At 42.0% G+C, this 23,635-nt stretch carries 18 protein-coding genes; 4 read left to right on the top strand and 14 right to left on the bottom strand.

What is annotated here, in order from left to right; translation table 11 throughout:
* Positions 1-150: 150 nt before the first annotated feature.
* Positions 151-963, bottom strand: coding sequence for an amidohydrolase family protein (locus LV83_RS04240; RefSeq protein WP_111610290.1), 813 nt, complete (start codon positions 961-963; stop codon positions 151-153).
* 478 nt (positions 964-1,441) lie between these two features.
* On the opposite strand from LV83_RS04240, the gene LV83_RS04235 reads away from it, so the two are divergent.
* Positions 1,442-2,554 (top strand): hypothetical protein, encoded by a 1,113-nt coding sequence (locus tag LV83_RS04235; RefSeq protein WP_111610289.1) that lies wholly within the window; start codon positions 1,442-1,444, stop codon positions 2,552-2,554.
* Positions 2,555-2,615: 61 nt separating this feature from the next.
* The gene (locus LV83_RS04230; RefSeq protein WP_146613688.1) at positions 2,616-2,969 is read left to right on the top strand and encodes a hypothetical protein; all 354 of its coding nucleotides are present in this window, start codon (positions 2,616-2,618) and stop codon (positions 2,967-2,969) included.
* A gap of 88 nt (positions 2,970-3,057) precedes the next feature.
* Here LV83_RS04230 and LV83_RS04225 read toward each other — a convergent pair whose 3' ends face one another.
* The gene (locus tag LV83_RS04225; RefSeq protein ID WP_111610287.1) at positions 3,058-3,717 is read right to left on the bottom strand and encodes a metal-dependent transcriptional regulator; all 660 of its coding nucleotides are present in this window, start codon (positions 3,715-3,717) and stop codon (positions 3,058-3,060) included.
* A gap of 111 nt (positions 3,718-3,828) precedes the next feature.
* On the opposite strand from LV83_RS04225, the gene LV83_RS04220 reads away from it, so the two are divergent.
* Positions 3,829-6,111, top strand: coding sequence for a TonB-dependent receptor (locus LV83_RS04220; protein WP_111610286.1), 2,283 nt, complete (start codon positions 3,829-3,831; stop codon positions 6,109-6,111).
* A 36-nt stretch (positions 6,112-6,147) separates the two neighbouring features.
* Here LV83_RS04220 and LV83_RS04215 read toward each other — a convergent pair whose 3' ends face one another.
* The 10 genes from LV83_RS04215 to LV83_RS04170 form a co-directional block, all read right to left on the bottom strand.
* The gene (locus tag LV83_RS04215; RefSeq protein ID WP_111610285.1) at positions 6,148-6,705 is read right to left on the bottom strand and encodes a DUF3347 domain-containing protein; all 558 of its coding nucleotides are present in this window, start codon (positions 6,703-6,705) and stop codon (positions 6,148-6,150) included.
* Between the two features lie 4 nt (positions 6,706-6,709).
* Positions 6,710-7,411, bottom strand: a complete 702-nt coding sequence (locus LV83_RS04210; RefSeq protein ID WP_111610284.1) for a PepSY domain-containing protein — start codon at positions 7,409-7,411, stop codon at positions 6,710-6,712.
* A gap of 64 nt (positions 7,412-7,475) precedes the next feature.
* Positions 7,476-9,257 (bottom strand): efflux RND transporter periplasmic adaptor subunit, encoded by a 1,782-nt coding sequence (locus LV83_RS04205; RefSeq protein ID WP_111610283.1) that lies wholly within the window; start codon positions 9,255-9,257, stop codon positions 7,476-7,478.
* A gap of 4 nt (positions 9,258-9,261) precedes the next feature.
* On the bottom strand, positions 9,262-10,677 hold the full coding sequence (locus tag LV83_RS04200) for a TolC family protein (RefSeq protein WP_111610282.1): 1,416 nt from the start codon (positions 10,675-10,677) through the stop codon (positions 9,262-9,264).
* Positions 10,674-14,483, bottom strand: a complete 3,810-nt coding sequence (locus LV83_RS04195) for an efflux RND transporter permease subunit (protein WP_111610281.1) — start codon at positions 14,481-14,483, stop codon at positions 10,674-10,676. The genes LV83_RS04200 and LV83_RS04195 overlap by 4 nt, the downstream gene beginning before the upstream one ends.
* 93 nt (positions 14,484-14,576) lie before the next feature.
* A complete protein-coding gene (locus LV83_RS04190) occupies positions 14,577-14,993 on the bottom strand; it encodes an HYC_CC_PP family protein (RefSeq protein WP_146613687.1) in 417 nt (138 codons plus the stop codon).
* Between the two features lie 65 nt (positions 14,994-15,058).
* Positions 15,059-15,496, bottom strand: a complete 438-nt coding sequence (locus LV83_RS04185; RefSeq protein ID WP_111610526.1) for a CHY zinc finger protein — start codon at positions 15,494-15,496, stop codon at positions 15,059-15,061.
* Between the two features lie 82 nt (positions 15,497-15,578).
* On the bottom strand, positions 15,579-16,364 hold the full coding sequence (locus LV83_RS04180; RefSeq protein WP_111610279.1) for an AAA family ATPase: 786 nt from the start codon (positions 16,362-16,364) through the stop codon (positions 15,579-15,581).
* Positions 16,365-16,452: 88 nt separating this feature from the next.
* Positions 16,453-16,662 carry a heavy-metal-associated domain-containing protein gene (locus LV83_RS04175; RefSeq protein WP_111610278.1) on the bottom strand — a complete coding sequence of 70 codons (210 nt, stop codon included), beginning with the start codon at positions 16,660-16,662 and terminating at the stop codon, positions 16,453-16,455.
* A gap of 267 nt (positions 16,663-16,929) precedes the next feature.
* Positions 16,930-19,158 carry a heavy metal translocating P-type ATPase gene (locus tag LV83_RS04170; protein ID WP_111610277.1) on the bottom strand — a complete coding sequence of 743 codons (2,229 nt, stop codon included), beginning with the start codon at positions 19,156-19,158 and terminating at the stop codon, positions 16,930-16,932.
* 402 nt (positions 19,159-19,560) lie between these two features.
* Between LV83_RS04170 and LV83_RS21705 the strand changes: the two genes are divergently transcribed.
* Entirely contained in the window at positions 19,561-19,683 is a 123-nt protein-coding gene (locus LV83_RS21705) for a hypothetical protein (protein WP_262510731.1), read from the top strand.
* A gap of 96 nt (positions 19,684-19,779) precedes the next feature.
* Here the strand turns inward: LV83_RS21705 and LV83_RS04165 are convergent, their stop codons facing one another.
* Together LV83_RS04165 and LV83_RS04160 are read right to left on the bottom strand one after the other, a co-directional pair.
* Positions 19,780-21,708 carry a c-type cytochrome gene (locus tag LV83_RS04165; protein ID WP_111610276.1) on the bottom strand — a complete coding sequence of 643 codons (1,929 nt, stop codon included), beginning with the start codon at positions 21,706-21,708 and terminating at the stop codon, positions 19,780-19,782.
* 18 nt (positions 21,709-21,726) lie between these two features.
* Positions 21,727-23,514: a 3-keto-disaccharide hydrolase gene (locus LV83_RS04160; protein WP_111610275.1), complete on the bottom strand. Its 1,788-nt coding sequence runs from the start codon at positions 23,512-23,514 to the stop codon at positions 21,727-21,729.
* Positions 23,515-23,635 lie beyond the last annotated feature (121 nt).

Below are 23,635 nucleotides of genomic sequence, written 5' to 3'. Positions count from 1 at the left end.
GTGGTTTTTTGTTTTAGCCGCAAAGTCCACTGAGTCCCGATATCGGGATTCGCAGAAGACGCAGTTGATGCTCAATATAAAATCTAATAATTACCGTCTTTGCGAGGCACGAAACAAGCTAAACTTCAATATTGGTAAGTATTACCATTTCTATTTAAAGCTAGTTACGTCAAGCTTGAATAATTCGGCCGCGTTTTTCCATAGGATCAATTCTTTCTTTTCCTGAGGAAGATCAAGATTCTTCATGAAATTTAAATAGGATTTCATGGAAGAAATTGGCCAATCTGTTCCATAGAGTAGGTATTTAGGATTTCCAGCATAAGTGATCATTTGCTCGAGCTCGTTTTTCATCCAACGCTCAAATTTCTCCGAGAAATCTCCCAATACTAAGCCTGAAAAATCCGCATGTACATTTTGGTTTTTGTAAGTGACTTCCATGCAGTCTTTGATCCAAGGATTGCCGACATGGCAGATCACAATTTTCAAGTCAGGATAATCCACCGCCAAATCATCGTGATGAATAGGGTGGGAATATTTTACCCGTCCTGTGGGCGCATAGGTATCACCTGAGTGAAACATGACTGGCACATCATACTCTATTGCCATGTCATAAACGACTTTCATACGCGTATCATTTGGGTAAAAGGGCTCATAACCTGGATAGAGTTTCAGCCCTTTAATTAGGCCTGCTTCGAGATATTCACCGATTTCCCTTAAATCATGATGATTGTAATTCAAGTAGCTTATGCCAGCCACGACACCTAGGTTTTTCCTGTTTTCAATCGCCTCAACCACTTTTTTGGTACTTGGTCTGTGTTCATTGACTTTATATGAAGTGAGCACCAGAGAATAGTCAACGTGGTTTTCCTCCATGGTTTCAGTCAGTTTATTCAGACAGTCTTCAAGTGAAACTACTCGGTCTTCGTGGTAATTGTTAATGTGGGTATGTACGTCTATGATCATGTTTCAAAAATTGGTTTGTGTAGAATGTACCAATAATTTGACCAAGGTAAAAAAGTCAAATGCGATTAGACGACGAATAAAGTATATTTTCCTCTCTTTTATAGCGCACTATAAGAAGCTGCCAAAGGCTTTAGCCAACCAGATTTTTTTTGAATGTTTGAACCCTTGTAAACCCTGTGATCGCTAAATGGATCAGTTTTATAACCCACTGATGACTAAGGTAATGGAGAATTTGTTGAGCAAATGAAGGTCTTAATTTGTTATTTTTTTCTAAAAATTGAGTACTCCTAAAAATGACATTGAAATCAGTAAAAATTGAAATTGAAAATTCTGAAATAGTTTTAATTTTGGTACTGCTCCCGGATGCAAATTTTTAAGTAACTGATTAATTTTTAAGTAAATACGATTGAATAAATCGATTTAGTAACGGATAGCCGAAACCGTTAACAGTAGGCAAAATTCCTAAATCAATTACAAAATGAAGACAGTAAAACTTGGCAAACTTACCCTTCCGGATTTTGCCGCAGAGAAAGCTATTGGTGTACGAGGTAATGGCTCGCTGATGTATGCCAAAGAAGTCGTCTCAGGAAGGATTCCTCCCAAATTCGGTTTGGATCTTACTTCTGAGGATAACAAAGCTAAGCTTGCTATCCAGCGAATTAAGTTGGAACCAGATCTAAAGATCGGTGTCATCAACGCGGGTATTTACAGTAAAGCAGAGGTGATTTCCCATATAGAAAAGCAAACATCTTTTGGAAAGCAGATTGCAGACGCAGAGGTAAAGTATGCGGAATATATGATGAATCAGATGCTGGGTAAAATTCCGGTTGCTTCTCTGCGATTTGTGATGCCAAAAGCGGAAGCTTTACCCACTATCCCTAAAGAATGGAAAATCATTCCTAAAGCTCAGTGGAAGCTCTTTTCCAATAAGGTTTTATTTTGTGAAAACACTACGGATAGTGTCACCAACGAAGTAGCAAATTATAGAATAAATAATGTGCATCCAGTCTTTGAAAATCGTGGGTTTGAACTTATTAAACTGACTGGTGTGAATGACAATAGGTCAAATTTTGCTGCTAGAGCCAAGGAATCTCGCGTGGTTTATATCAGTGGTATTGGCCATGGGAATTATGATAATTTTACCGGGCATGGCAATGCTAGCTTGATCCGTGTTGGTTCATATGATCCTACGGAAGTTGACCATAGCTCTATCCACTTATTGAGTTGTAGAACTGGAAGGGATTTGGGACCAAATACAGTCAGCAAGGGTGCAGTTTCCTTTATGGGTTACACAGAAAATTTCACATTTACCTGGGCAAATTCAACCCTTTTTTGGAAAGCTGACTCACAATACGATATAAGTATGGCTCTTGGGCGGACTGCGCAACAGGCAGTATCAGATTCTGTTGCTCAGTTTAATGTAGGAATGGCATCTGTACCGGGAACGACTACAGCAGCATTGCTAATGCAAGACCGTGACCTGATGCGTTCTCCCATGTCCGGAATTGCCTGGGGTAGTAAAACAGCCAAGATTCAGCCCTATCTTTTCTACAATATGACATTGGCTGACTATACTATTAGACGTTTTTAATAAATTAAATAGCAGTTGTATACCTATAAATAAGCAACTGCTATTTTTTACTTTTATGACCATGGAAAAGATCACTTTGCCGCCTATCGCTGTAGAAGCTAAAGTAAAACCGCTCAGCTACAATCCGCATACCGCTGACTTTATCTATTATGATAAAGTGGCTGAAGGTGAGCAAAAAATCTACCCACTAACTAATTTGGATAAGGGATCACGGATCAAACTTGCCATCAAACGATACCAGTCCTCTGAGGAAAATGCGCTTGTATCTACATTGAATGGTGAAAGTTACACTAAGGATAAAATTGTCCAAGAAATAAAACAGGGAACACCTATAGGAGAGAACTTCGTCGGATTAGATCTTAACTATTTGGAATATTACCTGAGCACTTTTCCAGAAGTAGCTTTTCTGAAGTAAGAATAGGATAAACACTCATCAACGGAGCATTTACGGCTAAAAATTCTTCTTAAAAAATAGCCTAGAGATAAGACTTAAACTAACTTCATTACCCTATTACTCTTACTAAAAGTCTTTCGCATACTTTTTCGCTCAACGTCTCAGAAGTATGGCCCACATAAGTGGCAACCATACTTTGATCATAGTTTTCTACAGAATTGATGGTTAGCTCTGTCCCCAAACTTAGTTCACGACTGTTAAGAAATTCCAAAAATTCGGTGGATGAATTTGTCAAAGCCGCGAGGATGACGGTTTGTCCAGCTTTACATTTTGAAAGCGTTAAGTAATTGATCTCTTGGATACGCCCTTGCTTATCAGGAATCGGGGAACCGTGTGGATCAATGGTCGGGAAACCCATCATTTCATCCATTCGTTCGAAAAACTTTGGCGCATGAATATGCTCTACTTGTTCAGCAATCTCGTGGACTTCCTCCCAGCCAAATCCCATTTTATTTACTAGAAACATTTCTGTAAGTCTATGCTTGCGGATAATCAGTGCCGCTTCTTTTTTGCCTTTTTGGGTGAGTATAACAGGCTTGTATTTTTCATAAATCAGCCAATCATTCTTCTGAAGAGTTTTCACCATACTATTCACAGTGGGCATACTGACTTGCATTTGTGCAGCCAGTTCTGAGATATTCACCTCATTCTTATCATTTGCCAGGTTAAAAAGGGTCTTCAAGTAATTCTCTTCTGTTTGTGATGCCATGATTTATTGCTTTAGTATTCAAATATGAGAAAATAATGTTGAAAACAATTTTGTTAGATAAATCTAACATTATAAATTTGTCGTATCTAATTTGAAATTATCTCCCAGTTTATGACCTATAAGTATTTTCTTTTTCTGGTTTTTAGTCTTTTCACTTCTGTAGCTTTTGGTCAAAAATATGTGCTCAGTGGTAAGGTCATTTTTCAGGATGAACCGGTAGAATTTGCTAATGTTTTCGTGAAAGGCCTGGGTACTGGAGCAGTTACAGGAGCAGATGGAGGTTTTGAAATTTCAATAACAAAAGCAGGAACATTCACTATTCAGGCCTCTATGGTTGGTTTTCAAACGGCCCAACAGGTAGTGAAAGTACCTGGTGAGGATTTATCGGAGTTGATTTTCTCACTTAAGGAAATGGATGGGGGACTTGATGAAGTAGTAGTCAGTGGTACCATGCAGGAAGTGTCCAAATTGGATAGCCCAGTACCAGTAGAAGTGTATTCAGCGAACTTTTTCAGAGCCAATCCAAACCCTTCAATCTTTGAGTCCCTACAAAATGTAAACGGTGTTCGACCTCAGATCAATTGTAACGTCTGCAACACAGGCGACATTCATATCAATGGTTTGGAAGGACCATATACCATGGTTTTGATTGATGGAATGCCGATCGTGAGCGGTTTGGCGACCGTGTATGGATTGACTGGAATTCCACAGGCACTGATCGATAGAGTGGAAGTAGTGAAAGGTCCAGCCTCTACATTGTATGGTTCAGAAGCTGTAGGTGGTTTGATCAATGTGATCACAAAAAAACCTGAATCAGCCCCTTTGGTGTCTACAGACTTCTTTGCTACAGGTTGGGGAGAGATGAATCTGGATTTGGGTTTGCGCTCAAATTGGGGTGAGAATATTCAATCACTTACTGGTGTAAATGCTTTTTATTATGATAACCCAATAGATAATAACGGCGATGGCTTTACTGATGTGACGCTTTCGAAAAGGATATCTTTTTTCCAAAAAATCAATGTAAGCCGACCAGAAAACAGAGTTTTTACCATGGCAGGAAGGTACGTCTACGAAGATCGATGGGGAGGAGAGATGAACTGGACAAGTGCAGATCGTGGTGGGGATGAAGTGTACGGGGAGAGTATTTATACCAGCAGATGGGAGACATTTGGTACTTGGCAATTGCCTACCTCAGAAACCATGAATTTTCAGTTTTCAGCAAATGGTCATAACCAAAACTCAGTTTATGGGACGACTATTTATACCGCTGAGCAATATATAGGATTCGGGCAATTGACTTGGGCCAAAACTGCCCAGAAACATGGTCTATTGCTTGGAATGGCTTATAGATATACATTTTATGATGACAATACACCTGCCACATCTGATCTGATTTCAGATTCAAATCAACCTTCAGTCATTCATTTGCCAGGGCTTTTCCTACAGGATGAAATTAAGTTTACTCCAAATCAGAGTTTGCTACTAGGAGCGCGATACGATTATAATTCCATCCATGGTTCCATCTTTTCCCCTCGTGTGAATTACAAACTTTCATCAGCTGACAAGAACACGGTCTTTAGGCTTTCGGCAGGAAATGGTTTCCGGGTAGCGAATGTGTTTACAGAAGATCATGCAGCGTTGACAGGAGCTCGGGAGGTCATTTTTACGGAGGAATTAAAGCCGGAGCAAAGCTGGAATGGAAATGCTAATCTGGTGAAGAAAATCTATTCAGATAAAGGTGTGTTTATTGGATTGGACGGGTCAGCTTTTTACACCTATTTCACCAATCGGATTATTCCTGACTACGAGACAAATCCTAATCAGATTATTTATTCCAACTTGGATGGTTCGGCAGTATCCAAAGGTGTGTCACTAAATATCGATGCTGCCTGGCCAAACGGATTTACAGTGACGGCTGGAGGAACACTTATGGATGTGAGTATAGAAGAGGGAGGGGTAAAAACCCGTCAATTACTTACCGAGCGATTCTCTGGCGTATGGTCTGTAGGTTATGAGTTTTTCCGCTTAGGTTTGACAGTGGATTATACTGGAAATGTTTATAGCCCGATGCGTCTTCCTTTATTGGGAGAGCTGGACGATAGGCCTGAATATTCTCCTTGGTATAGCATACAAAATATACAGCTATCAAAAAAGCTAGGTGAAAAGTGGGAGATCTATGGAGGAGTGAAAAATCTGTTGAATTTCACACCCGCTGCAAATTCCATTGCCAGAGCTTTTGATCCATTTGATAGGGGAGTTGACTTTGCACCAGATGGCTCGGTGATTCCTACTCCGGGAAATCCAAATGCCTTGACCTTTGATCCAACTTATGTTTATGCTCCTAATCAGGGGATTAGAGGATTCTTGGGTTTGAGATTTACAATTTCAAATTGAATGTAGGGGGCGGAAAATCTTTCGCCCCCTACAAAATCAAATCTTCTCAGTGACAGAACCGCATTTCAACATTTTGTCCCCGAAGTATGGATTTCTGATTTCTTCAGACAAACTGATCCAATTTGCTCCTTTGTTGCCATTTGCCATAGGGCAATGCTGAAGAAAAAGGTTTCCTGAAGCCAACTCGCTGCTTTTAGCCAATTCAATCATTTGATCAGAAAGTTCATCAAATGCATCACGCTGAATTGCTGTGTCAGTTGTTCCAGCGATTTTCTGGACCTCTTCTTTCATAGAATTGTACTTTTCTTCAGTCAGAAGTGCTTCTAATTTTTTTGCTTCCTCACTTACTTTTTCTCCATTAGTTTCTACCAAGGCATCTTTCAACCCAAAATAGGTATTGAAAATCTGTGTAGTTGACTCTTCTTTAAAAGAAATCATTGTTGTAGGAGTTGAGGCTAATTCATCAGAAGTAGCGGACGACATTTCCTGAGATGCCTCATTTTCCATGTGATCTTCATGAGTAGACTTGCTAGAGCAAGCCATAGATAGTGCTACTAAAACAGATAGTGCAATTGGTAATCTTAGATTCTTCATTGATTTAGGTTTTATTTTTTTGATATATTTTTTTCTGTTTTGTCATAAAGAATAAGGTGAATCCAGAACCTACTGCTGCCAATCCCGCTAGGGAAAATACCCGCAAAAGCAGGTTGTTGAAGTCATCTCTTCCTGCATAATCCATGGTGTGAAACATCCAAAGGAAATCAAACCAACGCCAGGCCCTGTGTCTGACTTTAGAGAATTCTCCACTTTTGGCATCCACATAGGCCACCAAGTTTTCAGGATGATTGAAATGCACTGCCCAAACAGGTAGCGCTGAACCTCGATATTCATGATGAGGGCTAGTTTCTGTTAGGTATTCCATTTCTCTGATTTGCAGATCATCTTTAATGTAGATTTGGGCAATTTCCCGCGCCTCGGTTTCAGAGATTTCCGAATGTAGAACTCCTGACTGTGCATCAAATAACTTGCTTTCATTCACCCAGAAATAGGGTTTATGATTGACAAATCTAAGTTCAAGGGAAGCTATCAAGAGCGTAGAGTCCAGTTTTGACAGATCAATCAATTCTGTTGCATTTTCATGCATCATATGATCCGTTCGGAAATGATCTCCATGAATCTCATCGATATCCGTCCAGCTAAAGTACAAGCCTGAAATGGTCCAGAAAATAAATTGAATCCCGATGAAAACGCCCAAGAATCGATGGATTCTTCTGGCGTAGAATTGATTATTTTTCCTCATTTTAAAGTATTTACTAGTTAAAAGTAAATCTTTATTTTAATTAGTTTCCACTGAAAACTGCCGGCTAGTGACGATGCTCTGCTGAACTAGATACAGCTTTCGATCCATTGTAATCCATAACTGGCTGTCCTTTCAAATAGGTGGCTTTCACTTCCCCGCAAGTCAGCATGGATTGTCCGAAATAAGGGTTTCGAATCTGTTCTGATTCGCTAAGCCAATAGGCTCCTTTATTATCAAAAGCCATCGGGCAAAATTCCTTATAAACCTTGTCTTTCGTCAGTCCAAAAGTTTCCGTCATATCCAGAAAAGCCTGGGAAAGAGGCGCAAAGTGTATTCGTTGTTTTGCGATATCAGTTTCCTTTGCTATCATTTCTGCCGCTTTTTGTACCTCAGTTCGGATCGACATCCATTGATCATAAGCTGAGCCCTTCACCAAATTCATGTCCACCTTTGAAAGGTTACTTTTGATAGAAGCTGCGGCTTTCTGAGTTGCCACTGCGTCGTCGTTGACCAGAGAGTTTTTTACTTTGAAGTATTCCTCGGTCAATTGAGTAACCTGTGATTGAAAAGCCGCGGAAACATCAAGTGTTTTTGTTTCCGGACGATTCATCATGCTGTAGCCTCCAGCCAATTGTGAAGCCGCATCAATAGCAAATACGCCATTGGTAACAATCTCTTCTCCAATCTCTAAACCTGCCTCTACAGCATACATATCGCCCATTTTAGAACCTATGGTAATCTCTCGCATTTCAAAAGCGGGGTATTCGGAATTAGGAACTTTGACATACACAATGGAACGCTTACCTGACCAAAGTAAAGCAGTGCGCGGTATAGCAATTCCTGCATTTTGAGATTTTATATTCGTTTTCACTTTTGCAGAGACAAACATCTCTGGCAAAAGCTTTCCGCCAGGATTATTCATTTCTGCACGTAGAGAGGCCGCTCGGGTATTCGGATTCAAAATCGGATCAATGTATGTGACTTTTGTTTGATAGGTTTGACCGGGAATTCCTGCAGCTGTAAATGAAATGGTATTTCCCACAGCTACCATCGATAAATCCGATTCGTAGGCATCGAGCATCACCCAGATTTTATCCAAGTCTACAATGTTGAAAAGCACTGTACCGGTATTGACATAATCACCCACAGCGATATTCCGCTGGGTAACTACACCGCTATGTTCTGCCAAGACATCAAATTCAGTTTTAGGCGTTCCGGAATTTTCTAAGGTCGAGATTTGTGCATCGGATAATTTCCAAAGTCGTAATTTCTCTCGTGCAGCTTGGTATAATTCTGGGAAAACTTCCCTGGTTTTTAGCGCTTCCAAAAGCTCTTTCTGAGCTGTAACCAACTCTGGCGAATAGACAGTCGCGAGACGCTGACCGAGTTTTACTTTTTCCCCTGTAAAACTCACAAATAGCTTTTCTATTCTACCTGGAAATTTTGCAGTTACAGATGCATTCTGGCGCTCATCAGCCTGAATTTTCCCAGTCAACAGCAACTCTCCGCTACTATTCATCCCCCCAACGATGGAGGTTTGGACATTTGCCAAAGCAATAGCCTCGGGCGTCATCTCATGTACCATTGGGTTGGTAGATCCAGGACTGCTCGCAGTGGCTACAGGAATCAAATCCATCCCACAAATCGGACAATCTCCGGCTTCATTCAGCTTGATCTGAGGGTGCATGGAGCAGGTCCAAAGTTGATCGGCTAGGGATTCCAGCCCGTGATTGTGCTCTGCATCGACAGGTTCAGTCATTGAAGGGCTTATAAGCCAGCCGATTGTGATTCCGATGACAAACAGCAATACTCCAAATAGGTATAACTTTTTAGTTTTAGTTTCCATGTGATTACTTAGAATAAGGTTGAATCCCAGTAGCTGAAAGCATATCCAGCATGGCTAGGGAAGTATATTGTCTGGTAATTGCCCCGATTTTTGAGAATTCGTAGTCCAAAATCAGTTGTTGTGCTCTGAGGACTTCTTCGAAGTCTTGCCCACTTGTAGCGTAAGCAGTTAGTAGTAGGCTGAGGTTTTGATTTGCCAGGTCGAGTTGCTGCTCGTAGAGTCGGACTTTTCGATTGGCATCTTCGAGATCCCGGAAAGCTTTTGCCCACTCAATCTCCAGTTGATTGAGCGTGTTTTCTTTGTTGAATTGAACTGCTTCCTGACGAAGTTCAGTTTCTTTGATCTTTGCTGTAGTCTTCTTTCTATAAATAGGCAAGGTCACGGTCACCATGGGCATAATCATATCCTTTCCACCCATAGACATGCCATCCTCAATTCTAGGCTGAAAGGGCATGTAATTCACACCGGCACCCAGCATTGGTCTGCCGTCCAGTTTTGCCATTTGCTTTTGAGATTCCAGTGCCAAAAGCTCTGCATCGTACATGGCTAGCATGGGATTATTGGCCGAGATGCTATCTAGAATGGCTTGTTTTTCCAAATTCATTACAAATGGCAGTAAGGGTTCTGGATTAGAAAGCTGAGCTTCACGAGGGGAATTCATCAGTTTGTTTAATTCCACCTGAAGGGGAATTTTATTTGCATTCAGCAAATCCAACTCATTATCCAATGTGTTGATTTGTAGTCGAATTCGTAATACATCTGTCATGCCTGGCCCAGTGGATCCCATAGCAGCTGGAGAAGTCATTGCAGAAGAATTCGCTTGGCTTGACATACCCTGAGTTTGATTCCCCATGGTATTCATTCCGGCTGAACCTGCAGAAACGCTGGAGCTTGAAGAAGGTGCCATGGGTGTTGAACTCGGTCCTTCTGCAGATGAGGAAGAATTTTCAAAGCGGATCAAGGCCATTCGCTCGTATTTGCGCAGGATTTCCAGATTTTCTTCAGTGATTCGGATTTCCTGTTCCAATTCTGCCAAGGCGTACCAAGTAGTTTTAACTTGGAAAAACAGGTTGTTTTTGGCATCCAAGAAAAGCTGATAGCGCGCCAATGCCATTTGATCGGCTTCTGACTCTTGAGCTTTAAGCATTCCAAACCAAGGGAACATTTGCATCAAGCGGATATCTGCCTGCTGATTCCCCATAAATCGCTCCATTGGTCGAAAGTAAAATCCAACTTGAAGCTCAGGATTGGGAAGGCTGACTTGATTTCCAATTTCTGTTGCGGCCAAATATTCATTGTAATAGGCTTTCAGTTCAGGATTATTTTCCGCCGCCCTGACCAAATATTCATCGAGATTTTGTGAAAGAGCAAAATGCCCAACACTGGCCCAGAGAATCGCTAATGTGAGTAGCTTTTTCATGTGTTCTTATTTTTTAATTTTCGCTCAGCCCACCAACTGAAAAGCACTGGGACAAGAAATAAGGTGATCAACTCTATCGTCATTCCTCCAAAAGAAGGAATCGCCATAGGGATCATGATGTCAGATCCCCTTCCTGAAGAAGAAAGTACCGGAATCAAGGCCAGCAGGGTAGTGGCGGTGGTCATGAGACATGGCAAAACACGCCTACTTCCCGCTTCCAGCACTGCTTCTCGAATTTCTTTTACCGTTTTCGGACTGTTGGATTCAAAGCTTTGCTTGAGGTAGGAAGCTACAACAACCCCGTCGTCTGTAGCTATTCCAAACAGGGCTATAAACCCTACCCAAACAGCCACGGAGAGGTTGTAGCTTTTCATTTGAAATAATCCCCGCATCTCTGTACCGAAAAAGGAGAAGTTTAGAAACCAATCCTGTCCATATAACCAAAGCATGAGGAACCCTCCGGAGAAAGCCATTGCAATACCTGAAAACACAAATACCGTTGTGGAAACAGATTTGAATTGAAAGTATAAAATCAGGAAAATTGCTATCAGACAGAGGGGAACGACAATCGCTAGGCGTTGCTCGGCTCTGACCTGGTTTTCGTACGATCCTGAAAAAGCATAGCGTACTCCGGTTGGAACTATCAATTCACCTGAGTCTATCTTGCTCTTCAGGTAGCGTTGTGCGTCTTCTACTACGGTCACTTCCGCAAAACCAGGCATTTTGTCCAAAAGCACATAGCCCACCAGAAAACTGTTTTCCGCCCGAATCATATCCGGTCCAGGTCTATAGGTGATATTGGCCAATTGTCCAAGTGGAATATAATTACCAAGCGGGGTAGGGACTTGGATGTTTTCGAGTGCCGCTGGATCGTCACGGAATTCCCGGGCATAGCGAACTCGGATAGGGAATCGCTCTCTACCTTCTACAGTCGTGCTGACTTTCATACCTCCAATGGCCGTTTCAATGAAATCCTGCACATCGACCACATTCATTCCATAGCGGGAGATTTGCTCCCGATCAATGTCGAGTTCGAGGTAAGGCTTACCTACAATCCGATCTGCAAAGACCGCTTCTTTCTTGACTGATGGCACTTCCTTGAGGTATTGCTCCAGCTTCATTCCAAACTCCTCTATAGTTTGAAGATCAGGCCCATATACCTTGATTCCCATAGGAGCTCTCATGCCAGTTTGAAGCATGACCAGTCGAGTCTCGATGGGTTGAAGCTTTGGAGAGGAGGTCACTCCTGGAATATTGATGACTCCAATTATCTCTTCCCAGATATCGTCAGGAGAAGTGATTTCCGCTCGCCATTGTCGGAAGTATTCACCTTCATTATCAGGAATCATGTTGGCCGGGTCGATATTACCTGGTGTATTTAAACTGGGATCGTAAAATTCTCCCGATTTCAATTCATAATATCCATCCTCATTTGTTTTAAAACGAAGACGATTTCCATCTGCGTCCGTGGCATATTCTGATTTGTAGTTGATCGTATTTTCAAACATTGAAATAGGAGCAGGGTCAATGGCAGTCTCTGCACGGCCTGCTTTTCCAACTACTAAATCCACCTCAGGAATCGCAGTCACCAGCATATCCAATTGAGCAAGTACCTCCTTGTTCTCTGTGAGACCTGAATGCGGCATGGTCGTAGGCATCAATAGAAAAGAACCTTCATTTAGCGAGGGCATAAACTCTTTTCCCAATCCTGGAAAACTATGCGTCATGCTCGACCAGAATCCTGTCGCACGAAGATTCCATCCGATTCGGTCTGCAGTATTAGAGAAAACACCAAAAACCCGATCGAAACCCAACCAGACATTCATACCCAAAAGGAATATGACTAATGGCATGATTAAAAATTTGCCTTTATTATTCAGACACCAGAGAAGAATCCTAGGATAGTAGTGAAGGAAAATCGAAAAGGTTCCTAAGACCAATCCGATAATTAAAGCGATGAATATGAAATTCGTCAATAGGCTATTGGAAACACCTAATGGGAGCCATTTGATAGTTAGCAACCAGGAAATCGCAATCACTGTGATTCCAACACGGATATAATCCTGGTACTTTCCAACTCGCTCTGGATAATAGTGGATGAGCAGGTTTGCAATTCCAAAAGCAAATAAGACCCAACCAGCCCAAGCCCATATGGTAAAAGCTACAATAGGTCCTAAAACAACCAGTGCGATATTCAGATAAAGTCCTCTTTGCTTACTAGCGCTTTTCAAAGAGAAAACCCAATGAGAAAAAGCCGGCATGATCAAGAGTGTAAAAATCAAAGCCGCTATCAAAGCAAAGGATTTGGTGTAGGCTAAGGGACCAAAGAGCTTTCCTTCTGCTGCCTGTAAGGTAAATACTGGCAAGAAGCTGACGATTGTTGTACTTACTGCGGTGAGTATGGCAGAAGCTACCTCTGATGTAGCCAAGTAAACGGTCTTCAACTTTGACTGTCCTGCAGGAGCATCTTCTAAATGACGCAGCACATTCTCATTGAGAATAATCCCCAAATCCACCATGGTCCCAATCGCTATCGCAATTCCTGACAGTGCTACGATATTCGCATCTACACCAAAGTATTTCATGAAAATAAAGCACATGAGCACTGCTAAAGGCAGAAGTGCAGAAATCAGGAATGAGGCTCGGAGATTTGATACCATTACCACGATGACGATAATGGTGATTAAGATTTGGAGCGAAATAGCTTCGTAGAGCGTTCCAAGCGTCTCGAAAATTAATCCCGAACGATCATAGAATGGAACGATGGTGACTTTGGAAATTCGTCCATCAGCAAGTGTTTTGGATGGTAGCCCCTCCGAAAGCTTTTCGATCTCTGCTTTTACACCTTCAATGACTGCCAAGGGATTATCTCCATATCGGGCTATGACTACCCCGCCGACAGCTTCGGCTCCTGACTTATCCAGGATACCGCCCATATTTCGAACTTGCGGACCAATATTTACTTTAGCGACATCCTGGATACGAATTGGAACATTATCGGTGACTTTAACTACCGCCTGATCCAAGTCCGAGAGCTCTTCAACATAGCCCAGACCTCGGACGAAGTAGTCCACTTTATTTACCTCTATGGTATTAGCACTGACATCGAGATTGCTTTTCCGTACTGCCTGCATCACATCAATCAGCGTGACACCATAGGCTTTCAAGGCAGTTGGATCTACGTCCACCTGATATTCCTTCACATAGCCACCCACTGAAGCTACTTCAGAAACCCCTTCGACAGCAGTCAGCGAATAGCGGACATAATAATCCTGTATGGTTCGGAGTTCGTGAAGGTCCCAGCCACCGACTGGATTTCCATCCGCATCCCTACCTTCCAAGGTGTACCAAAATACCTGACCTAATGCGGTTGCATCGGGGCCAAGTTTAGGTTGGACGTCCTCAGGTAATAGTCCTGCTGGAAGCGAGTTGAGTTTCTCCAAAACCCTAGATCTACTCCAATAGAATTCTGTGTCTTCGTCAAAAATGATGTAGATACTGGAAAACCCAAAAGCAGAGCTACTCCGGACGCTTTTTACGCCAGGTAATCCCAGTAGTGAAGTGGTGAGAGGGTAGGTGATTTGGTCTTCCACATCCTGAGGAGATCGCCCCATCCATTCAGTAAAGACGATTTGTTGATTTTCTCCAATATCAGGAATAGCGTCCACAGGTACTGGATCTCGTGGCAGAAATCCAGTGTCCCAGTTGAACGGAGCAGTCACTACTCCCCATGCGATGATCAACAATAGCAGAAGTACAGTGACTAGTTTATTTTCAAGAAAAAACTTGATGATTTTATTAAGCATAATCGAATCCGGTAAGCGAAATAGAAAGAATCAATTGCCCAAACAGGCAATCGCTTATTCTCCCAACTCATCTGAATTGGGCTACCGGAAAGATTAAATTAAGAAGGATTGATGAAGTACCTGAAGGTCTTGCCTTAGAACTGGAGGGGGATAATCGGTGTAATTTTCGTTTTTCTCAGTTGGAAAAATTGATAACCCAAAGACGGTATAAACTAAGGAAACAACGAATTCTGGTGAGTAATCAAGATTGACTGATGACTTCTGAAGATCTTGGTCTAAAACGAGCAATTCAAACTCCTCATTGCAGCAATCTTTTTCTTCGTGTTCGCTTGAATCTTTTTCAGAATGACAACTTGGCTTCTTTTTAACCATCTCACATTCAATATGGGAAGTCGAAAAACCAATTGCGCTCTCCGTCTCTGTACCCATGCAGAGGTGGATGGTCTTTGCCAAACCTACACTACTGAGTAGGATCATCAGGGAAAACGCTATGGAAAGAATCTTTTTCAACAGGACAAACTTACGAAATAAACGGTTTAGAGTTTAACTATTTAAAATTTCATTTAGCTAACTAGCTATAAATCAGATTTGTTAGGAGTATCTGTTTCAAAGTATAAGTGATAATGCTTGCTACATCCAGGGTTGAATGCAGCAGTGCAATTTCGACAGGTATTGCCGCTTGCTTGGTAAGCTTTGATTGTCAATTCCGAACCACAAACGCCACATAGAATTGCTTTGGTGTCAAACTCAGCCTTTGGCCACACTTGAGGTTTGTGATCAGCTTCCTCTTCATGGCAAGAAAAGCACGGATAGTACTTTTCACAACATTTGAATTTGATCGCAATTACATCCAAATCCGAATGCCAGTGCTGGCAGCGGGTCTGGTTATCAACTGTTTTACCGTAGATATTGATTCCTTTGATTTCTGATTTCACGAGTGGAAGGAGAGGAGCTTGTTGGGCTAAGACTTGTGTTGTGAGAAAGAAAAAGAACGAAAAGGCGAGGTGTTTCATTGGGATTTTGCTAATGCTTTTTTTAAACATATAATCAAAGATACAAACTCTGAATTTCAAATTTTGATATGATCCACAAACCCTAGAGGTGTCTCAAGAATGCATCTGGATTATTCAGAAAGTTTTTTAGGATGGTGAAATGTTCGGTGTCCTCGTAGTTCACTTTTTGAATTTGCTCTCCAAATTGGAAAATTGTCGCATTTGGAAGAGTCATTAAGATCGGGGAATGTGTCGCAATGATAAACTGACAACTGTGATTTTCTGCCAGGTTTTTGATCAAGGAAAAAAGCGCCAGTTGACGCTGTGGCGAAAGTGCAGCCTCTGGTTCATCGATTAGATAAATTCCTTCTGCCTGAAGTCTTCCCTCCAAAACTTTCAAGAAACCTTCTCCGTGGGAAACCTCAGTGAGATCACCATATTTCTTGCGAAGCGCTTCTTTTTGACCTAAAATCGACCCGACGGCAAGTTTGAGGCCTGTTCCGCTCAATCGTTTTTCAAAGTCTACAATATCTCCCTGCATCTCACTATCCATGTTTTGAAGACGCTTTACGAAGCCAAAGTAGTCCTCTGCCCGGAAGAAGAATCCACGGTAAGCCTTTTCATTCCATTGTGTGATGATTTGCTCGCCAAAATTTTTGACTCCATCGAGAGTCTCATCACTTTCTAGATCTGTACTTCCTATTGCAGGAAAGTTTAGCTTTATAGCCAATGCTTTAAGCAAAGTAGACTTTCCCGAGCCGTTTTCTCCTACAAAAACTGTAATCGGACTGTCAAAACTCATGGTGCCCAGTTCCTTCAGCGATTTCAGGGAAAAAGGAAACTGGCGATCAGAGCCAGAAGGAAGGTTGATTTGACGGAGGTAGTACATTTTTTAAGACCTGAGACGTAAGATATTAGACTTAAGACATAAGAAATAGAGATTAGAGATTTCCCAAGCTTAGCGTTTTTTCAGTGATTTACTCAGGTTTTGCAATAAAGCCTGCTTTTAAAACGGTTTTGAAGACTTCATCAGCTGTGATTTCATCAGATTCTACGGTGAGAATTCTATCGTCACTCTGTAAATCCACAGACCAGGATTCGATTTTTGGTTCAGCGTTTAAAATAGGAGTGACCTTTGCCAGGCAATTGCCACATGCGATGTTGGTTTTGAATTTTTGAGTTTTCATTTGAATCTAATTGAAATATTGGAAAATTAGAGTTTGATGGTTTTAAAGTGGTAAGGTTGTCAAGTTGAATCATTTATTAAACTAATATGGTTTGTCAGGTTGAGCTTCCCGCATAGATATCGGGATCGAAGGCTTTTCCGGTACAGTAGGTCTCCGACTTCGCTCGGACAGACAACTCACTAATAAAGTTTTAATGTCTAAAATCTAGCTTCTTGATATCAAAGTCTCGATTCTTTGCTCTAGTATCTTGATACTTATGTCTTGCTACTAAATTCTTTTTCCTTTCAACCGCAAGCTATTCAGTACCACCGATACCGAACTAAAAGCCATCGCAGCTCCGGCGATCATAGGATCAAGCAAGAAGCCGTTGATAGGATACAGCACACCTGCAGCAATTGGAATTCCTATCAAATTGTAAATAAACGCCCAAAAGAGGTTTTCTTTTATTCCTCTTACGGTCAAGTCTGATAGATTTAGCGCTTTTGGAATTACTTCCAGATCTGAGGATATGATAGTCATCTTCGCCACATCCATGGCGATATCCGAACCGTGACCCATCGCGATGCTGACATCAGCTTGTGCCAAAGCTTCTGAGTCATTGATTCCATCGCCGACCATCGCTACGATTTTGCCTTTAGATTGAAGTTCTTTGACGAAGTCTGATTTGTCAGAAGGCATCACTTCAGCTTTAAAATCAGTCAGACCCACTTGCTTTGCCACTGCGGACGCAGTTTGCTGATTATCGCCTGTCAGCATGTAGACATCAATTCCTTTTTCTTTGAGTTTACTTATAGCTGATTTTGAATTCGGTTTGATCTCGTCTGAAATTGCAATAATGGAAAGAACAGATTCTTTATCTGCAAAGAAAACAATAGTCTTGGCTTCATTACTCCAAGCCTGTGCTTTGTTTTGCATATCCGAATTCAATGAAATTCCTTGTGCTTCGATTAGACTTAAGTTTCCGACAAAGAAGGGTTCTCCAGAATTATTTTTAGCTTCTACCCCTTTACCGGTCAAGCTTTGAAAGTCTTTAATTGATTCAGCTTTGACATTTTCTTCACTCAGTTTTTTACTAACTGCATCTGCTAGCGGATGTTCTGACTTGGATTCAATAGCTAATAGGATTGGAGCAAAAGTGTTTTTCTGCTCCTCAGTTTCCCATTGAATATTAGATACAGTTGGCTTTCCGGCGGTTATTGTTCCGGTTTTGTCCAGGATGATAGCGTTGACTTTATGAGCGATTTCCAAGCTTTCTGCGTCTTTGATCAGAATGTTGTTTTCAGCACCTTTTCCAATTCCTACCATTATTGCCGTCGGCGTAGCCAAACCCAATGCACATGGACAGGCAATTACCAAAACGGCAACTGCATTCAAAATCCCATGGGATAGGGCATCTTCACCACCCATAATCATCCATACCGCGAAGGTGACAATAGAGATTGCAATGACCGTTGGGACGAAGATGGAGGCAATTTTATCCACCAATTTCTGGACTGGCGCCTTGCTACCCTGCGCTTCCTGTACTCGTTTGATAATCTGCGCAAGTAGTGTTTCGCTTCCGACTTTTTCAGCTTTGAAGTGAAAGCTTCCTTTTTGATTAATGGTACCAGCGAAAACGGCATCTTTTTCTGATTTCTCTACAGCAATCGGTTCTCCACTGATCATACTTTCGTCCACAAAGGAGTTTCCTGAGATCACTTTTCCATCCACCGGTATTTTTTCTCCTGGACGAACGATGATTTCGTACCCTTTTTGAACTTCAGAAATTGGGATTTCTTTCTCCTCTCCATCAATCAGAGCTTTCAAAGTCTTGGGTTGAAGTCCCATCAAGTTTTTGAGTGCAGTGGAAGTTTTTGATTTTGCTTTTTCCTCCAGCATTTTGCCGAAAAGAATGAAGGTAATAATCACCGTAGCTGCCTCGTAATACACATGAGATTCAAAGCCTCTGCTGATCCAAAACTCTGGAAATACGGTGTTGAAAAAGCTAAAAATGAAGGCAATCGCCGTACTCAAAGCAACCAAAGTGTCCATATTGACACTTCTGTTTTTTGCTTGCTTCCAAGCACTAACGAAAAATCTCTTTCCAAAAACGAAAAGAACGGGAATAGATAAAATGAGAGAAATCCATGCTCCAGGCTTCCAATGCATAAAAAACATACCGATAATAAAAATTGGAACCGTCAAAATAGCGGCTCCTATGGTATCCCTTTTCAGCTCTTTGTAATGTTCCTTTTGGTTGGTGGAGACCTTTTCTTCCACATTCTCTTTCTCGGTGATCAATCCGTAGCCAATTGCGGTAAGTGCGTCATTCAAACCCTCAGGGTTGATTTCATCAGTATATTCTACCAAAACGGTGCTACTGGCAAAGTTTACCTGAGCGGATTTAACTCCGTCGGTGTATTGAAGTATGGTTTCCACAGAAGAGGCACATGCTGCGCAAGTCATGCCGGTGACCGGAAAAGTTTCTTTATGTACGGATTGGGTTGAATCTTTCATATGTTCATTTGTCTTGATTCGACCTTACAAACTTAGGAAGATGATAGGAGGGAGTTGTTATGGAATTTTGAGGAAAAGTTATGAGATTTTGTGGTCGGGTGTTTTAACCACGGAGTTCGCAGAGGATAACGCAGAGAGCGCAACTTAATATGTTGGCCTGCTTCTCCAGAAGCTGGACTATTTTGGAAAATGGCCCATTCGGGGCATTTCGTCTGTAGAAATGGTTTGCAGATATAAATTTAGCGTTCCATCGGAACACTGCGTTATGGCTTTTGCTAACCGCGGAGTTCGCAGAGGATAACGCAGAGAACGCAACTTAATATGTTGGCCTGCTTCTCCAGAAGCTGGACTTGTTTCGTTTGTTCCATAGGAACAATTGGTTGGTAGAAATAAATATGGATTGTGGGTAAGCGTTCCATCGGAACGCATGGTAAAGATGAATACACGAATCGTCCCTACGGAACGAGGATTTCTTTTGGATCTGAATTAGCTATAAATGTGCCGTTCTATGGTACGATCACATGAACTACAATAGCCAAAAAAAAGGCCTAGCGATTTATTTCGCTAAGCCTTTTATATCAAAACTTCTGTTTACAATTGTCTGTCGACTGTGGACCAAATTTATCTCAATGAATTAATCCACTTGGCAATTTTCATTGCATCTTCTTTGGATACCTGTGCCATCGGAGGCATTGGAGTCGCATAATCTGGCCAGTTTTGAGGCTCAGGATTATAGATCAATTCAACGATTCTTTCGTCAGAATATCTTCTCTTCGCTACTTCTTCATAAGCTGGGCCAATAACCTTTTTGTCTTTCATGTGACAAGCTGAACAGGTGTTTTTTGCCAAAATCGTCTTGATCTCTGCATCTGTTGGAATCGCAGAAGCAATGGCCTTCGCTGGGGCTGGTTTGGCTGGAGCAGGTTTTGCCGCTACTTCTTTTACAGGCTCAGGAGTTGGCGTTTTGATTGCCATTTTTGCTCCAGCAGGAATTTTGTGAAGAGTGTAGTAAGCATCTGGATGGACTAACGAGAAGCTTCCATCGACTGCACGAACACCATTAAGGCTAAGCTTGTGCACGTAGTCTTCTCTCAAACCTTCCACGGCAATTCTTGCGGACATACCATCGGCAGCTACTTCTACACCAAGAATTTTTAGGTTTTTATTGTCAACTGGTGGGCTACCATAAACTGGGTAGTATTTATAAGTGAAGCTTTCCACCGAATAAGAAGTCAAATCCTCAGCAGTTGCTTTATTGACTGGCTTGGTAAACTCAATTAAGAATCCATCTGGCTGAGCTTTAACTGTTCTCATTTCGAAAGGAATGTTATGATTCCAAACTAAGCGCTGCAAACCTTCATTAGCTTCGCCAGCGGAACCCCAACCACGATTGGTCTCTCCGATGAACAAGGATTTGTCTGCTGCCCAAGCCATTCTTAAGATTCCTGACTGGAAACCAGATCTAAAATCAATCGAAGCACCTTGCATCACACCACCTACTTCTTCAAGAACTACTCGCATGATTTTACTTTGACCTTGGTCACCAATCAAAACCTGTCCTTCAAATGGTCCAAAAGTGCCTTCAGGGATCAAAACTGGTTCGGCGTTGGAAATACCCTGAATACCATGTGGCAACCATACTGCCGGAAGCTTCAAATCAGGAAGTTTTTCCTTGGCTTGTGCCATGGTGATATAAGGTGCATCGATTACGTTTTCTGGCTTCAGAAATCCACCGTTACCATTTGGGACCTTTTGTGGATCCACTACTTTGTTGAATTCCTCTGTGGTTAATTTCAAAGGAGAATCCGGGCGTCCAGTCCATACCAAACCTGCTGGGTGACCTGTGAAATCTCCTTTTTCGATAAACCAAAGCCCACCTGAACCCATGTAATCACCTTGATTTTCTGTGTAAACCAACTGATCGCCTAGCATTCCCAAACCAGCTGGAGATCTCATCCCAGTAGCATAAGGCTCCATGCTTCCATCACGGTTTATTTTCATGATCCAGCCTCTCATTGGTTCGCGGCTTTCGCCTCTCCACCATTCCTGATCGCCAAAAGCAACGTTGGCAGAAACGAAGAATGAGCCGTCAGGACCTACTTTAGGACCGAAGCTATATTCGTGATAGTGTGCAGAAATCGGCCAAGCATAAACTGTTTCATATAAATCAGCAGTTCCGTCTTGGTCTGTATCCACCAATTTGGTCAACTCACCTCTCTGGGCCATGTAAAATGCGCCATTTTCGTAATGAAGACCTAAAATCTCATGAAGACCGGAGGCGAACTTCCTGAAAAAAGGCTTAGAACTCGTAGGGTTCTCCACTATAAATACGTCTCCTCTACGCGTAGCTACGCCGAGGTCACCATTTGGCAAAACGGTCATGCCACCAACTTCCAGAAGGGTGCCTTCTGGAGCTGTAACTCGCATGATTTTAAAGAAGTCCTCTTCTTTTGGAGATTCCTGTGCATCTACTTGCCCTGGAAAAAGCTGAATTGCAGCTGCTATTCCAAAGGCAATTTTTGTGAATTTATTCTTTAGTAATTTTTTCATCTTTGCGCTGTCTTTGGATTAAAAGAGAAGATTGTAAACGATGTTTCCCTTTGCAGGCAAGAAAATCCCAGCAGTACCATCAACGGAATGGGCCACTGGAGCTCCGAAAGTCGCTTCATCGTATTGCAGGTAGACACCGGTTTCAGGCAATAAATAATAGCCTTTATTGATTCTTTGAATCTCTGTACCCGCAGCTACTTTGTAATAGCCTGTGCCAATTCCAGAGACGGATCTATTGATTCCTTTTCCTGATTCCAGAATTTTTATTTCATCCTTTACCGCTTGATCAGCAAGAAGATATGAGAAAACAATATCTTCTGAACCATCCATTAACTGATAACCTTTGGTTCGGAATTCTTCTGAAGCGGAGTAGTCGCTGTTTACCGCATTGACTGCTGGCGCGCTCAGGTTAATTACTGCACCACGAGGAACAGAAACACCGTTTCCACGGCTATTCCACATAGGGGTAGCGTCTAGGAATTCACCTCTCCACACTTGGATCAGCGTACCTGTTTCCATATCGTACGCATAGTTTACCTGCTCCTCACTGGCAACTGAAACTACGTGACTCAATCTTTTTGAACCAGGATAGTCACGGAAGCTTCGCAAAACTGGAGTTTCGTCTGCGTCTACCAATATCGGATCAGTAGCTTGAGAAGCTCCAGCTTCTGAAACCAAAAGATCAGTGCTTCTAAGTCCAGGCCCAGATATTGAAAGATTGAATCCATCTACTGACCAATTTCTGTTTTTGGAAGCAATAATCTGAATAGTGTTATCTCCAGCTTTTAATTGCTTTCGAACTCGAACTCCTCTATCAGATAGACTAGAAATGCTTTCAGCTCCTGCAGCAAAACCAGCAAGTCCGCCTGGAACTTGAAGTGTGATTTGGTATTCACCAGGCTCATCCACATTCAAGTTTGCAGTATACTTTGTCAAATTCACATCAGAAACTGATGCTGGCACTTCACTTAAAGTAGCAACAGTCCCTTTGGCTACGGCTGTTTTTCCTGCTAGCTCTTCCAGGTTATTGATGGAACCTTGATATGTCTCATAACTTACGTTAGAAACGGTTGGAGTTTTAGCATTGAATGGGATGATTTCAACGTTTCTGAATGCTACAGCACCGTGATCTCCTTGGATTCTCAAAGGACCTTCGGCCACATCTTTGCCAGTCATAGAGCCGCGGGTAGGGCCAAAAACTTCCAGATTTTCGTGAATAGTTACGCCATTGAGTTTCACGGAAAGGAAACGTGCGTTTTCGATTTTGCTACCTGATGCGTCGAATTTTGCAGCTTGAAAAGAGACTTCCAGTTTTTGCCAAACACCAGGAGCTTTACTAGCATTTTGTCTTGGAGCATATCCTTGGTAACCTTTTTGGCCTTCAGGCTTGCTTTCGTCCCAGCGCTGATAGATCCCGCCGTTGTCACCAGGTTTGGTGGTGGTAGTAGTCCAGCTATCCAGGATTTGAATTTCATAATTTCCTTGGAGGTAAACGCCAGAGTTAGAGCCTGGAGCTACCATGTACTCTAATGAAAGATCTAGATCGCCATACTTGTCTTTGGTAACTATGTCGGCTCCTGGATTTTTCTTGGTAGGAAGATTTGCAAAAACTCCGGAGCCATCTGCAGCTTGAAGTTCATTAGGAATAGTAGGGTTAGCCCAGACTTTTCCTACTTCTGTCCAGCTGCCTTTGTTTCCTTCAAAGGAACTCAGGTCAAGCGTGACAGGATTTTGCTGTGCTTGCACAATACCAAGCTGTAAGGCAAAGGCGGTGGCAAACAAGCCTACATGTTTGTTCAAAATCATGTGAATTGGAGGGTTATTTGATAGTATGAGGTTTGATTGGAAAAATGAGAATTATTAAATAATCATTGAATTTTCTTTCAAGTCCAAAGATAAACGCTCAGGTTTTAACTACAAGGCAAAC

Origin of the sequence: Algoriphagus yeomjeoni, from assembly GCF_003259505.1 — a bacterium.
Lineage (GTDB): Bacteria > Bacteroidota > Bacteroidia > Cytophagales > Cyclobacteriaceae > Algoriphagus > Algoriphagus yeomjeoni.
The sequence above is the reverse complement of the archived record's forward strand: the minus strand, read 5'-3'. Positions and strand labels throughout refer to the sequence as shown.